This is a genomic window from Candidatus Pelagibacter sp. (genome assembly GCF_052049995.1).
Lineage (GTDB): Bacteria > Pseudomonadota > Alphaproteobacteria > Pelagibacterales > Pelagibacteraceae > Pelagibacter.
On sequence record NZ_JBNGYX010000006.1, the window covers coordinates 60175 to 72249 of the forward strand.

Sequence of the window (12075 nt, forward strand, 5' to 3'; positions counted from 1 at the left end):
ATACTAGTTTCCTATAACATAAAAATATAAAATTCATATAGTTTTTGCTGTAACACACCAATAATTTTTATATTTTCTTTTAAATTTAGCTTTTGCCAATTTACAACTCTTTAATGAATTGTAATAGGCAACAATTGTTGATCCTGAACCAGTCATTCTTACAAATAATGGATTATTTATACTTTCTAAGAACAACTTTATTTTTTTAAGTTTTGGATATTTTTTGAGTGCTATTGTTTCAAGGGCATTTTGTTGATCAATCAAATATTTTACTCCAAACATGTTTTTTTTAGGTTTGTTATATTTTGATTTTGTATACTTTCGAACAGCTGAGTATATTTTTTTAGTTGAGCACCCAAAATCAGGCTTTACTAAAGTAGAGTAATAATTTGGAGTATTATAAATCTTTTTTATTCTACCACCTGATGACAACACACAGCTGGATGAAATGGTGCCTAAAATTACATCAGAACCAACTAAGTTACAGATACTTCGAGTTTTTTGATGATTAGGATTAATAATTTTTTTTTTAACCAGATAATTAAACACACTAGCTGCATTCATCGATCCCCCACCTAACCCAGCTTCTTGAGGGATTAATTTTTTAATTTTAACTTTGAATTTTTTATTTTTTAATAAATTTTCTTTATCTAATATTTGAAATAATTTTTGAACAGTATTTTTTTTTCCAATATTTTTAGAAAACTTTCCATAAAAAGAAATATGATGTTTTTTTCCATTATGCTGATTTATCGAAATAACATCATGTAAATCTATGAAACCAATTATACTTTCAATTTTATGTAAAACCTTTTTTTTTCCAGTGATATTTAGTGCTAAATTTAACTTTGCATTAGATTTAATTTTATTAATTTTCATTTAGGAATTTTTAAGACCTTCAATTACTTTAATATTGATTTTTTCTCTCATATCGTCCTCGGTGTCATCGAAAGTTAAAACGTTGTTCCAAAAATATCTTGCTTGAATTTTTCGATTTAATTTCCATAAAATATCTCCATAATGATCATTCACGATTGGGTCATCTGGCATTAATTCTACAGCTCTTTTTAAATACTTTTCTGCTTCTACATAATCCTCTATTAAAAAATAAGCCCATCCAATTGAATCAATAATATATGGATCATTGCTTTTTAAATCATATGCTGTTTTCAACATATCCATTGCTTCATTAATTTTATAATCACGCTCTAACCATGAGTAAGCAAGGTAATTTAAAATATATGCGTCACTAGGATCAATTTTAAGCGCATGCAGTAAATCTTCATCTGACTTTTCATAATTGCCCATTCTTTCATAACTACCACCTCTTCGATACAATACATCTGATTTAATAAGTGAATTGTCATCTAGTGTTAAAATAATTTCTGTATAACGATCTATTGCCTTTTCATAATTTTTAGAATTTTTATAAAAATTGGCTAAATCAAAAATCATTTTTATATTTGGATTTTGAATTTTATTAAATTTTAAATCTATATATTTAATTCCGTTTTCATAATCCTGCTCTTGAATTATTATTTTAGCTTCTTTTTTTAATCTAAACCAATAATAAAATTCATCTTTTTTTTTAAAGTTTTTTAAAATCTTTTTTACTTTGTCAAATTCATCATTATAATAAAAATTTTCTACAACCAATGACAAATTAAATTCAAACTTAGGATTTAAATAGTTTGACAAATTTAAATAAAAATTTGATTTTTCAAAATTATCCTGAGAAGAATAAAGATTAGAGATCAAAAATAAAAACTCACTTACAAGATCATTATGATCTTTGCATGAAAAAATTTTTCCAAAATCCTCAAATTTCTCTTTATCTACCCAACTTTTGCTTTGTGAAAGTAAAAGTGTTGAATTTATATAATCAATTTGCTCAACAACTAATCTTGCTTCATTTAATTTGTTGTTGTCAATTAAATGATTAAGATAAAAGAAAATGTATCTTGAATAATCACCTTGTTGATTATTTATTAAATTAAGAAAAAATGATGAGGTTCTTTTGTCATCAACATAACATCTTTGGAATGTCTCCGCTATAAGAGACAGATTCCCAAAATTTTTTTTGTTATCTAATATTTTTTTATTTTTAAATGTATAAATGTACTGTTTTAGAGTTTCAAATATAACTAGGTTTATCCTATCTTCATCTTGAAATTTTAAACTTTGTGTTAAATATTCGTCAGCCTTTTTGAAGTTATTTTTTTTTAAACTGTCAATTATTAAAATTATATAAGCATCATAAAAATTTGAATTAGATTTGTTTGTATTGTTATTTAATACATTAATTGCTTGAGGTACTTTGTTATCTAAAACTAAAGAGTTAACATATCTTTTTAAATAACTGTCATGTTTGTTAATTAATACTTTGGTTAAGTTAAAAAATTTTAAAGCTTCAGAATTATCTCGATTTTCAAATGCTACAATTCCAGAAAAATAATTTGATAAATCTCTTGAGTTAAAATCATTAAAAGTAGCACTTTTAGAATACAAAGGTGTCTGATAAGATATGAATATTAATAGTACTAATTTTAGAAATTTTAGGAACATGTAACCATACTATGACTAAAAAAGTTATAAATCAAAATACCAAATTAAACCAAGAACTAATTAATACTATTGAGCCAAAATTTATATTCGCAGATAAGCCAATAAATAGATTTAATATTTTAGAAACGAGCAATGGCACCCTGCAAATTAATAAAGAAGAATTACTTAAAAATTTAAAAGATCAAATAAATTCAATTGAAAATTGTAAATTGAAAGAAAATTCGAACAAAATTATTTTAGGTGAGGGAAATATAAATAGCCCTTTAATGTTAATTGGAGAGTCTCCTGGGGTTGAAGAGGAAAAATTGGGTGTCCCATTTAGAGGAGAAGTTGGCGAACTTCTTAACAAAATGCTTATAGCCATCAATATTAATAGACAAAATATTTACACTAGTTATGCAATCAATTTTAGACCACCTGATGACAGAAAGCCAACCTCAACTGAAATTAAAAGATACTCAGTATTTTTGAAGGAGCATATATCGATTATAAACCCAAAGATTATTGTTTTGATGGGTAGTTCAGCAATGGAGGCTGTAACAGGAATAAGTGAAAAAATAACTACTGAAAGAGGACTTTGGAAGGAAGTGATTTTAAAAAACAAAACATTCCCTTTAATGATAACTTTTAATCCATCTTACTTAATCCGTTTTCCAGAAAATAAAAAACACTCATGGGAAGATTTAAAGAAAATTAGAGATAAAATCAAAGATCTTAAGTTAAAAATTTGATGAAGATAATTGCTGGAGTTGATGAGGTTGGTAGAGGTAGTTTAATTGGGCCTGTTTATGCTTCAGCAGTTATTTTAAAAAAATCAATTAATCAAAAGTTATTAAAAGATTCAAAATCATTAAGTAAAAAAGATAGAGAGTATCTATGCACATATATAAAAAAAAATTCTACTTGGTCCATAGGCAAAGCTTCTGTCAAAGAAATAGAAAAACTAAATATACTACAAGCAAGTTTGCTGGCTATGAAAAGAGCTATAAAAAAACTTAAGAAAAAACCAACACACATTCTGATAGATGGAAATAAAACTCCAGAGTTAGAAAATTATAATTTAAAATCAGTTATTAAAGGAGATAAAAAAATCCCCTCTATTTCGGCAGCCTCTATAATTGCAAAAGTATCAAGGGATAAATTTATAACTAACTTATCAAAAAAAAATAAAGGCTATGATTGGGATAAAAACTTTGGGTATGGAACAAAACAGCACTTAAAAGCTTTGAAAAAATTAGGTATTACTAAACATCATAGAAAAACTTTTTCACCAATTTCTAAAATAAATTAACACTACATCTAGTTACCTTCTAATTTAGAAACACTAATCGAATCCAAATTTTTCAATCTCAGGTTGACCATAGAATCCTTTTGGAGTCTAATTAATTTTTACAAATGAAAACTGATTTCAAAAATAAAATAATTAATGGAGATATCCTCGAAGAATTAAAAACAATTCCACGTGAAACTTTTGATTTAATTTTTGCTGATCCTCCTTACAACTTACAATTAAAAAGTGAATTAACCAGACCCGATAGATCAAAGGTTAGTGCGGTAAATGATAAGTGGGATCAATTTGAAAATTTTAAAAAATATGATGATTTCACTTATGAATGGCTTAGTGAATGTAAAAGAATTTTAAAAAAAGATGGAGCAATTTGGGTTATAGGAAGCTACCATAATATTTTTAGAGTTGGCACGGCAATCCAAAATTTAGGTTTCTGGATTTTAAACGATGTCATTTGGAACAAAAACAATCCAATGCCAAACTTTAGAGGAACACGTTTTACTAACGCTCATGAAACTTTGATATGGGCTTCTAAAAGTGAAAAATCAAAATACACATTCAATTATCAATCTTTAAAATGCTTAAATGATGATTTGCAAATGAGATCTAATTGGGATCTTCCAATATGCAATGGTTCTGAAAGACTTAAAAAAGATGGAAAAAAGATTCACTCTACACAAAAACCAGAAGCACTATTACATAGAATTTTACTAGCTACATCTAATAAAAATGACCTTATACTTGACCCTTTTTTAGGATCAGGAACAACAGCTACAGTAGCAAAAAAACTAGGAAGAAATTATTTTGGAATAGAAAAAGAAAAAAATTATTTTAAAGCTGCTGAGAAACGCATAAAAGCTACAAAGCCTATTGAAGATGATTTGTTAGATACGCTTAAAAATAATAGATCAAAACCAAGAATTCCTTTTGGTTCATTAGTTGAGCTTGGAATAATTAAACCTGGAACTAATATTTTTGATAATAAGAAAAAAATAACAGCCAGAATTATGGCTGATGGTAGTATTAAACATAATCAAGCAGAAGGTTCTATACACAAAGTTGCGGCTACTATTTTAGGAGCTGAAAGTTGCAACGGATGGACTTTTTGGCACTGTGATATAAATGGACGAACTTATCCTATTGATTATCTAAGACAAAGATTAATTTCTAAAAATTAACTTTTATAAATTTTACCCAAATAACTTTCTAAAAATTTTCTATTTTTAGTTAAAAGTTTTAAAAAAATATTTCTAAATATGATCATAATTGGATTTGATAAATGGAAGGCAAATTGATTGAAATTAGATCTACTGTTAATCATTTTTACTCTCTTTAATCTGATATCATAAAAATTATTATTATTTATTAAGCATTCATATAATTCATTAGCACCCTCAATTGATTGGGAAGCTCCCTGCGCAAATGAAGGTGAAAAAGCAAAAAATGCATCTCCTATAAGGAATATATTTTTTGGAGGATTATATAAGTTTTTACTTACAAATATTGGAAATAATTTAATATTTTGAAGACTTTCCAAAAAACTTTGAGAAACTTTTTGAGATAATTTAAATTTAATATTTTTTATAAAATAACTTTCGGTAAAAAGATTATAGTTCTCTTGCTCATTTGAATTTAATTTATGTTTTAAAATACCAATAAAATTTAAATTTTTATCATTATTAATTGGATAAACAACATAATGAAAATTTGGTCCTAAGAACAAAGAAATATTTTCTTCATTTATATTTTGAAAATTTTCTCTCGATATAGTGCCCCTAATAGCAATCGTGTCATTGTAAATTGGTTTTGATTTATTGGTTGAAATTAATAACTTCCCTTTAGAAAACACACCGTCTGAAATAATTAAGTAATCACAAGTTATATTATTTTTATCAAATATTAATTTTATTGAATCTTTATCGTAAACAATCTGTTCAATATTGTGGTTATATTTAATTATATCTTCGTTTATTTGTTTTTTTAAAAATTGGAGTAATTTTGATCTATTCAATGTTGTGTATTTGCAATCTTCGGAATTAAATTTTGAAATGTCTAAGTCACAAATTTTTTTTGAATTTTTAATTTCATAAAAATCAATTTTTTTTGGATTAAATTTTTCTTCCTCAGTGAAAGAAGTGAAGCCTATTTTATTTAAAAGCTTTACACTATTTACCGACAACTGAATTCCATAACCCTCTTCCATTTCTATTGAATTCCTTTTTTCATAAATCGTGACCTGATAATCCTTATGATCTTTGAATAAATTGGCAATATACAAACCCGAAATTCCAGCACCAATTATTGCAATTTTTTTCATTTATGACTTTCTAAAAATTTAACTATCTTTTTTGTAAATGTTGGCAGTGTATAATTTTGAAGCTTTGTTGGATCAATCCAATAATTATTTTTATTTAAATTATATTTATTTTTAAATTCAATTTTAATATTCATGTTCATATTAGACATTTTAAAATTCAAATCTTTATCAAAATTTTTAGGATTATTTACTTCCTCCATCGGAAAGATATTAAAATTTTTCAAAAAATTAAATTTATTATTTTTGATTAATAAATAATGATTATTTTTTTTATAAACATTTAGCTTGTAAAAAGTTTCCTTATCTTTTTTTTTAAATTTTACTAAATCAAAATTTTTATTTTTAAATGATTTACATTTTTTTACTAATGGACAATTCTTACAATTGGGACTAACAGGTTTACAAATTAGTGCTCCTAATTCCATTAAAGCTTGAGCATAATCACTAGACCTTTTGATAGATGTTCCAAAAATTTTTTTCTTCTCGTGTAAATTTTCTTTTTTTATTTGATCTTGTTTTTTTAAAAATAAGTATCTCTTTAATACTCTTTCAATATTACCATCTAGAGGAATTATTGGTTCATTAAATGCAATTGCAGAAATTGCACTTGCTGTATAATCTCCAATTCCTGGGAGTGACTTTAAATCTATAAAATTTCTAGGTATTTTTTTATTAAAATTTTTAACAACTATTTGAGCTGTTTTTTTTAAATTTCTTACCCTTGAATAGTATCCAAGACCCTCCCAAAGTTTAATTAATTTTCTATCATCATATTTAGATAATTTTTCTATTGTGGGAATATTTTTTATAAATCTGTTAAAGTAAGGTATTACCGTTGCTACCTGGGTTTGCTGCAACATAAATTCACTTATTAAAGTGTAGTATTGCTTTTTTGTTTGAGAAACATTCTTTCTCCAGGGTAAAGATCTTTTATTTAAATCATACCAATTAAGAATATTATTTGTTATTATTGGATCTTTCATATGCAATCTAAAAATAATACTAAGCAGAGAAACGCTAGCATTCAAGGATTAAGATCTTTCAAAGACACTTTGCCAAAAAATGTCAAAAAAATAATAAATAAAAAAGGTCATGTATATTCAGAAACGCTGAACAATTGGAAATATTTAGTAGGAAGCGAATTATTTAAAATTTGCTATCCAAAAACATTTAAAAATTCAAATAAATTTGGTGTTAGTACCTTAATGGTTATGGTCAAGCGAGGACATGAAGTTGACGTAGAATATTCGAAAAAAGATATTTTAGATAAAATAAATAATTTTTTTGGATATTCTGTTGTTGAAAAGCTTAAATTTATAAGTTTTGATGATGAACATGAAATGACAGGCTCGGGTGAAACAAAAGTTAAAAATGTGGCATTTAGTAAATACCAAGATAAGATTAAAGGTGTTAAAAACGAGAAAATTAAAAAATCATTAACAGAGTTAACCAGGGTATTTAGAGAGAAATGAAAAAAATTATATTCTTAATATTAATATTTTTTACTACAGTCTTAAATGTACAAGGTGAGGAAATTAAAAGGATAACTGTTGGTAACAAAGATGCAAAAATAACTATTATAGCTTTTGAATCATTAACATGTAGTCATTGTGCTAATTTTCATAAAAATGTTTATCCTCAATTAAAGGAAGAATATCTTGATACTGGACTCGCTAAAATAGAATTTAGACATTTTCCATTAGACATAGCAGCCTTTAATGCATCTAAAGTTTCTCAGTGTAAGAATGATGGAAATTCCGATATCCTTCAAAGTTTATATGCTAATCAACAAAAATGGGTAAAGGGAAGTTCGATACAGGAGGCAAATAAGAATTTACAAAAATTTTTAAAAGGTGAAGGATTTAGTATTGATTTTGATACTTGTATAAATAATAAGGAAATTGAAGATTTTGTATTAAACGATCGAATCGATGGAGCAAAGAACTTCAAAGTGAACGCAACTCCTACGATTATTATTAACAACGAAAAATTTGAAAAAACTCTAAATTATAAAAATTTAAAAAAAGCGCTAGAAAAACTGATATAAGTTAGTGCATGGAGTTTAAAAAAATCCAATTAAACGGATTTAAATCTTTTGCTGAAAAAACCAACTTCTTAATTGAGGATGGTCTTACGGGTATAGTGGGTCCTAACGGCTGCGGAAAATCTAACATTGTAGAATCTTTAAGATGGGTAATGGGAGAGACCTCGGCAAAAAGTATGCGTGGATCTGGTATGGAAGATGTTATATTTTCAGGGACATCTAACAAAGCATCAAAAAATATTGCAGAAGTATCAATCGAAGTTGAAAACAAAGATAAAGAAGGCCCTATCCAATACCGTGAATTAGAGCAAATACAAGTTAAAAGAAAAATAGAAAAAGATAAAGGATCTAAATTTTATATTAATGATAAAGAAGTAAGAGCAAGAGATGCTCAAATGTTTTTTGCAGATCTTTCGACTGGTGCGCACTCTCCATCTATGATTAGTCAAGGAAGAATAGGTGCATTGGTAACAGCGAAACCAACGGATAGAAGGGCTATTTTAGAAGAAGCTGCAGGAATATCTGGTTTACACGTTAGAAGACATGAGGCTGAATTAAGATTAGGTGCGGCTGAGAATAATTTAAAAAGAGCGGATGAACTAAGAAGACAGCAAGAAAAACAATTAGCAAATCTTCAAAAACAAGCTGAAGAGGCAACAAAATACAAACTAATTTCAGATCAAATTAAAAAAATTGAAGCAGGTTTATATTATTTAAAATTATTAGAAATAGATAAAGAAATTAGAATAGAAAATGAAATTAATACTGAGGCAGAAGGAGAAGTAGAAGGATTTAATAACAAAATATCTGAATTAGAAAACTCAATTAAAACTTTTACAGATAAAGTAAATCCATTGAGAGAGAAAAATATTGAAAATTTATCAAGGATTCAAAGACTTAATTTAGAACTTCAAAGTTTAGATGAGGAAAATACTAGAATTCAAGACGAGATAGAAAGCATCAAAAAATCAATTCAAACACTTGATGATGATATCACAAGAGAAAAAGGGATAATTATAGACGCTAACTCAAATGAAAAAAGATTGAAAGAAGAGAAAACTGAATTAATTGAGACAGACTCAAAATATTTTGAAACAGAAAAATTATCTAATGAAGAGTTAGAAAGTGCAAAAAATAAACTTAAAGATGAACAAAAAGCTGTTGATGAAGTTGTAAATAATTTAGCTGAAGAAACTGTAAATATAAGTGTTGGTCCAATAAAAAATATAAAAAATACAATATCAAGGGTAAAAGAATTAATAGACAGTAACGAAATAAATCAAGTAGTAATACTTCTAGATAGATGTAATATGGAGCTAGATAGTTTTTTAAATGATTTAAAAAATGAGAGATCTAGAAATGAATTATTAGGAGTTAGTGAAAAATCAAAAAATATAAAATTACTTCAAGAAAAATATGCTGATGCATATAGTAAAAATCAATCAATTAAAAATGAGTCTCTAAAGAGAAATGAGAGAATTAAAACCATTGAAACAGAAATTGAAAGTTGGAAAAATTTACTAACTAACTCAGAAAAAATGGTTAATGAACTAACACAAAGAAAAGAAAAATTATCTAATCAATTAAGTGATTTAGAAAATCAACCTAGAGTACAGGCTGAAAGAAAAGGTCAAATTTCAGAAAATTTAAGAATTTCAGATAAAGAAAAAATTGATAATGAAGCGATTATAGATGAAACAGACCAAAAAATTGAAATGTTAAGAACACAATTAAATGAAATTCAAGAACAATCGATTCAAATCAGAGAAAGAAAAGCAAGTTCAGGGGCTACAATTGAAGGCTTGCAAAAAAGAAAAAGTGATCTCCTTGATAGAATTAGCTCTGAGTTAAATTTGAATGAAGATAATATTTTGGAAAATTCAAATTTAAATGGAGTAGAAGAGCTTCCAAACCCAGTTGATCAAGAAGATGCTTTAGACAAGAAAAAACAAGAAAGAGAAAAATTAGGATCTGTAAATTTAAAAGCAGATGAAGAAACAAGTAAATATGAAGAAGAAATAAAAAAAATGGAACAGGATCGTGCCGACCTTGTTACTGCTATCGTGAAACTGAAAGATAGCATTAACGAACTTAATCAAAAAGGGAGAGAAAGATTAATTGAAGCTTTTGAAAAAGTTAATAGAAAATTTAATGAAGTTTATACAAAACTTTTCAACGGTGGAAATGCCAAACTAGAATTGGTGGACTCTGATGATCCACTTGAAGCAGGTTTAGAAATGTTGGTTAGTCCTCCAGGAAAAAGACTTCAATCTATAACTTTGTTATCTGGAGGTGAACAAGCGTTGACTGCCCTCTCATTAATCTTTGCAGTATTTTTAACAAACCCTTCACCTATATGTGTATTGGATGAGGTTGATGCGCCGCTTGACGATGCTAACGTAACAAGATTTTGTAGTTTACTTGAGGAACTAATTAAAATCACCAACACCAAATTCATAATTGTAACTCATCATGCATTAACTATGTCAAAAATGAACAGACTATATGGGGTAACTATGCCTCAAAAAGGAATTAGTCAGCTTGTGGCTGTTGATTTACAAAAAGCAGAGAGTATGGTTGCTTAAACTATATAAATGCCAAAAGACCCTTTCAAAACTCGCTTAGAGATTGCAAAAAGCAAGATTTCAAAGAAAAATCTTTACAATAAGAAGAATGACCCCTCACCTATAGGAACTGCATTCAAATTAAGCACAGAACTTGTTTCTGCAGTGGCTGTGGGGACAATTATTGGGTTTATTTTTGACAAGACCTTTGGTACTAAACCTTGGTTTATATTAATATTTTTTTTTGTTGGTGTAGTTGCTGGAATAACCAATGTGATTAGATCTGCAAAAAAAATGCAAAAATAAATAAGTATTATGGCAGCAAATCCTATGTCCCAATTCGACGTTTATAGAATTGGACCTGAAATTAAAGTTGGAGCATTTGACATATCATTTACTAACGCAAGTTTGTTTATGATTTTAAGTACTGTATCTATTTTGTTAATCTTTAATTTAGGATCAAAAAAAAATTCAATACTACCAAACAAAATTCAATTGTTAGCTGAACTTAGCTATACCTTTGTATCTAAAATGATTAGCGATACAGCTGGATCAAAAGCTAAACCATATTTCGCATTTATATTTTCTCTATTCATGTTTGTTTTATTTTGTAACATGTTTGGAATGATACCTTATACTTTTACTGTAACCAGTCATATCATTGTAACATTTGTGCTCGCAGCATTTATATTTATTGGAGTGACTGTAATTGGGTTTATTAAACATGGGTTTGGGTATTTAAAATTATTTGTTCCAAGTGGAGTGCCTGCAGTATTACTTCCTTTAATTGTTGTTATAGAAATTATTTCTTATTTGAGTAGGCCTATAAGTTTATCGGTTAGATTATTTGCCAATATGATGGCTGGTCATACAATGATGAAAGTTTTCGGAGGCTTTGTAATTAGTCTTGGAATAGTTGGTGGGTGGCTTCCACTAAGTTTTTCGGTTGCGTTAACTGGTTTGGAGATCTTAGTTGCTTTTCTTCAAGCTTATGTTTTTGCAATCTTAACCTGCATCTATTTAAATGATGCATTAAATTTACACCATTAATAACAGAGGAGGATATAATGGAATTAGAAGCAGCAAAAATGATCGGAGCAGGTTTAGCAGCAATTGCTTTAGCTGGAGCCGGTGTTGGGATTGGAATAATTTTTGGAAATTATTTGTCTGGTGCAATGAGAAATCCATCTGCAGCACAAAAGCAATTTCCTAACTTGCTTTTAGGTTTCGCACTTGCAGAAGCTACAGGATTATTTGGATTGGTAGTTGCGTTAATCATTCTTTTTGCGTTTTAAAT

Annotated in this window: 13 protein-coding genes; 9 read left to right on the forward strand and 4 right to left on the reverse strand. The window is 27.4% G+C overall.

The annotated features are described in order from the left end of the window. Positions 1–33 precede the first annotated feature (33 nt). Together ACTT9Y_RS05650 and ACTT9Y_RS05655 are read right to left on the reverse strand one after the other, a co-directional pair. On the reverse strand, positions 34–879 hold the full coding sequence (locus tag ACTT9Y_RS05650) for a GHMP family kinase ATP-binding protein (RefSeq protein WP_440933407.1): 846 nt from the start codon (positions 877–879) through the stop codon (positions 34–36). Beyond that, the gene (locus tag ACTT9Y_RS05655; RefSeq protein ID WP_440933408.1) at positions 880–2565 is read right to left on the reverse strand and encodes a tetratricopeptide repeat protein; all 1686 of its coding nucleotides are present in this window, start codon (positions 2563–2565) and stop codon (positions 880–882) included. Positions 2566–2576: 11 nt separating this feature from the next. On the opposite strand from ACTT9Y_RS05655, the gene ACTT9Y_RS05660 reads away from it, so the two are divergent. The 3 genes from ACTT9Y_RS05660 (at position 2577) to ACTT9Y_RS05670 (ending at position 5031) form a co-directional block, all read left to right on the forward strand. Beyond that, on the forward strand, positions 2577–3296 hold the full coding sequence (locus tag ACTT9Y_RS05660; RefSeq protein WP_440933409.1) for a uracil-DNA glycosylase: 720 nt from the start codon (positions 2577–2579) through the stop codon (positions 3294–3296). After that, positions 3296–3856, forward strand: a complete 561-nt coding sequence (locus tag ACTT9Y_RS05665) for a ribonuclease HII (protein ID WP_440925663.1) — start codon at positions 3296–3298, stop codon at positions 3854–3856. The genes ACTT9Y_RS05660 and ACTT9Y_RS05665 overlap by 1 nt, the downstream gene beginning before the upstream one ends. 104 nt (positions 3857–3960) lie before the next feature. Continuing rightward, the gene (locus ACTT9Y_RS05670; protein WP_440933410.1) at positions 3961–5031 is read left to right on the forward strand and encodes a site-specific DNA-methyltransferase; all 1071 of its coding nucleotides are present in this window, start codon (positions 3961–3963) and stop codon (positions 5029–5031) included. Here the strand turns inward: ACTT9Y_RS05670 and ACTT9Y_RS05675 are convergent. Further along, positions 5028–6170 carry an FAD-dependent monooxygenase gene (locus ACTT9Y_RS05675; protein ID WP_440933411.1) on the reverse strand — a complete coding sequence of 381 codons (1143 nt, stop codon included), beginning with the start codon at positions 6168–6170 and terminating at the stop codon, positions 5028–5030. The two genes, ACTT9Y_RS05670 and ACTT9Y_RS05675, sit on opposite strands and share 4 nt — an antisense overlap. After that, the gene (locus ACTT9Y_RS05680) at positions 6167–7153 is read right to left on the reverse strand and encodes an A/G-specific adenine glycosylase (protein WP_440933412.1); all 987 of its coding nucleotides are present in this window, start codon (positions 7151–7153) and stop codon (positions 6167–6169) included. The genes ACTT9Y_RS05675 and ACTT9Y_RS05680 overlap by 4 nt, the downstream gene beginning before the upstream one ends. On the opposite strand from ACTT9Y_RS05680, the gene ACTT9Y_RS05685 reads away from it, so the two are divergent. Genes ACTT9Y_RS05685 through ACTT9Y_RS05710 form a run of 6 tightly spaced genes read left to right on the forward strand, consistent with a single transcriptional unit; the run spans position 7154 to position 12073 of the window. After that, on the forward strand, positions 7154–7642 hold the full coding sequence (locus tag ACTT9Y_RS05685; protein WP_440933413.1) for a DUF721 domain-containing protein: 489 nt from the start codon (positions 7154–7156) through the stop codon (positions 7640–7642). Beyond that, the gene (locus ACTT9Y_RS05690; protein ID WP_440933414.1) at positions 7639–8217 is read left to right on the forward strand and encodes a DsbA family protein; all 579 of its coding nucleotides are present in this window, start codon (positions 7639–7641) and stop codon (positions 8215–8217) included. Before ACTT9Y_RS05685 ends, ACTT9Y_RS05690 begins: the two co-directional genes overlap by 4 nt. An 8-nt stretch (positions 8218–8225) precedes the next feature. Further along, positions 8226–10799, forward strand: coding sequence for a chromosome segregation SMC family protein (locus ACTT9Y_RS05695; RefSeq protein WP_440933415.1), 2574 nt, complete (start codon positions 8226–8228; stop codon positions 10797–10799). A 9-nt stretch (positions 10800–10808) separates the two neighbouring features. Next, positions 10809–11084 carry an AtpZ/AtpI family protein gene (locus tag ACTT9Y_RS05700; protein ID WP_075484905.1) on the forward strand — a complete coding sequence of 92 codons (276 nt, stop codon included), beginning with the start codon at positions 10809–10811 and terminating at the stop codon, positions 11082–11084. 9 nt (positions 11085–11093) lie between these two features. Next, a complete protein-coding gene (locus ACTT9Y_RS05705) occupies positions 11094–11828 on the forward strand; it encodes a F0F1 ATP synthase subunit A (RefSeq protein ID WP_072090806.1) in 735 nt (244 codons plus the stop codon). A gap of 17 nt (positions 11829–11845) precedes the next feature. Next, entirely contained in the window at positions 11846–12073 is a 228-nt protein-coding gene (locus ACTT9Y_RS05710; RefSeq protein ID WP_006997791.1) for a F0F1 ATP synthase subunit C, read from the forward strand. Positions 12074–12075 lie beyond the last annotated feature (2 nt).

Excerpts from the sequence above, each read along its gene's own strand:
- ACTT9Y_RS05650 (WP_440933407.1), bottom strand. The coding sequence starts at position 879 with ATGAAAATTAATAAAATTAAATCTAATGCAAAGTTAAATTTAGCACTA.
- ACTT9Y_RS05655 (WP_440933408.1), bottom strand. The coding sequence starts at position 2,565 with ATGTTCCTAAAATTTCTAAAATTAGTACTATTAATATTCATATCTTAT.
- ACTT9Y_RS05660 (WP_440933409.1), top strand. The coding sequence starts at position 2,577 with ATGACTAAAAAAGTTATAAATCAAAATACCAAATTAAACCAAGAACTA.
- ACTT9Y_RS05665 (WP_440925663.1), top strand. The coding sequence starts at position 3,296 with ATGAAGATAATTGCTGGAGTTGATGAGGTTGGTAGAGGTAGTTTAATT.
- ACTT9Y_RS05670 (WP_440933410.1), top strand. The coding sequence starts at position 3,961 with ATGAAAACTGATTTCAAAAATAAAATAATTAATGGAGATATCCTCGAA.
- ACTT9Y_RS05675 (WP_440933411.1), bottom strand. The coding sequence starts at position 6,170 with ATGAAAAAAATTGCAATAATTGGTGCTGGAATTTCGGGTTTGTATATT.
- ACTT9Y_RS05680 (WP_440933412.1), bottom strand. The coding sequence starts at position 7,153 with ATGAAAGATCCAATAATAACAAATAATATTCTTAATTGGTATGATTTA.
- ACTT9Y_RS05685 (WP_440933413.1), top strand. The coding sequence starts at position 7,154 with ATGCAATCTAAAAATAATACTAAGCAGAGAAACGCTAGCATTCAAGGA.
- ACTT9Y_RS05690 (WP_440933414.1), top strand. The coding sequence starts at position 7,639 with ATGAAAAAAATTATATTCTTAATATTAATATTTTTTACTACAGTCTTA.
- ACTT9Y_RS05695 (WP_440933415.1), top strand. The coding sequence starts at position 8,226 with ATGGAGTTTAAAAAAATCCAATTAAACGGATTTAAATCTTTTGCTGAA.
- ACTT9Y_RS05700 (WP_075484905.1), top strand. The coding sequence starts at position 10,809 with ATGCCAAAAGACCCTTTCAAAACTCGCTTAGAGATTGCAAAAAGCAAG.
- ACTT9Y_RS05705 (WP_072090806.1), top strand. The coding sequence starts at position 11,094 with ATGGCAGCAAATCCTATGTCCCAATTCGACGTTTATAGAATTGGACCT.
- ACTT9Y_RS05710 (WP_006997791.1), top strand. The coding sequence starts at position 11,846 with ATGGAATTAGAAGCAGCAAAAATGATCGGAGCAGGTTTAGCAGCAATT.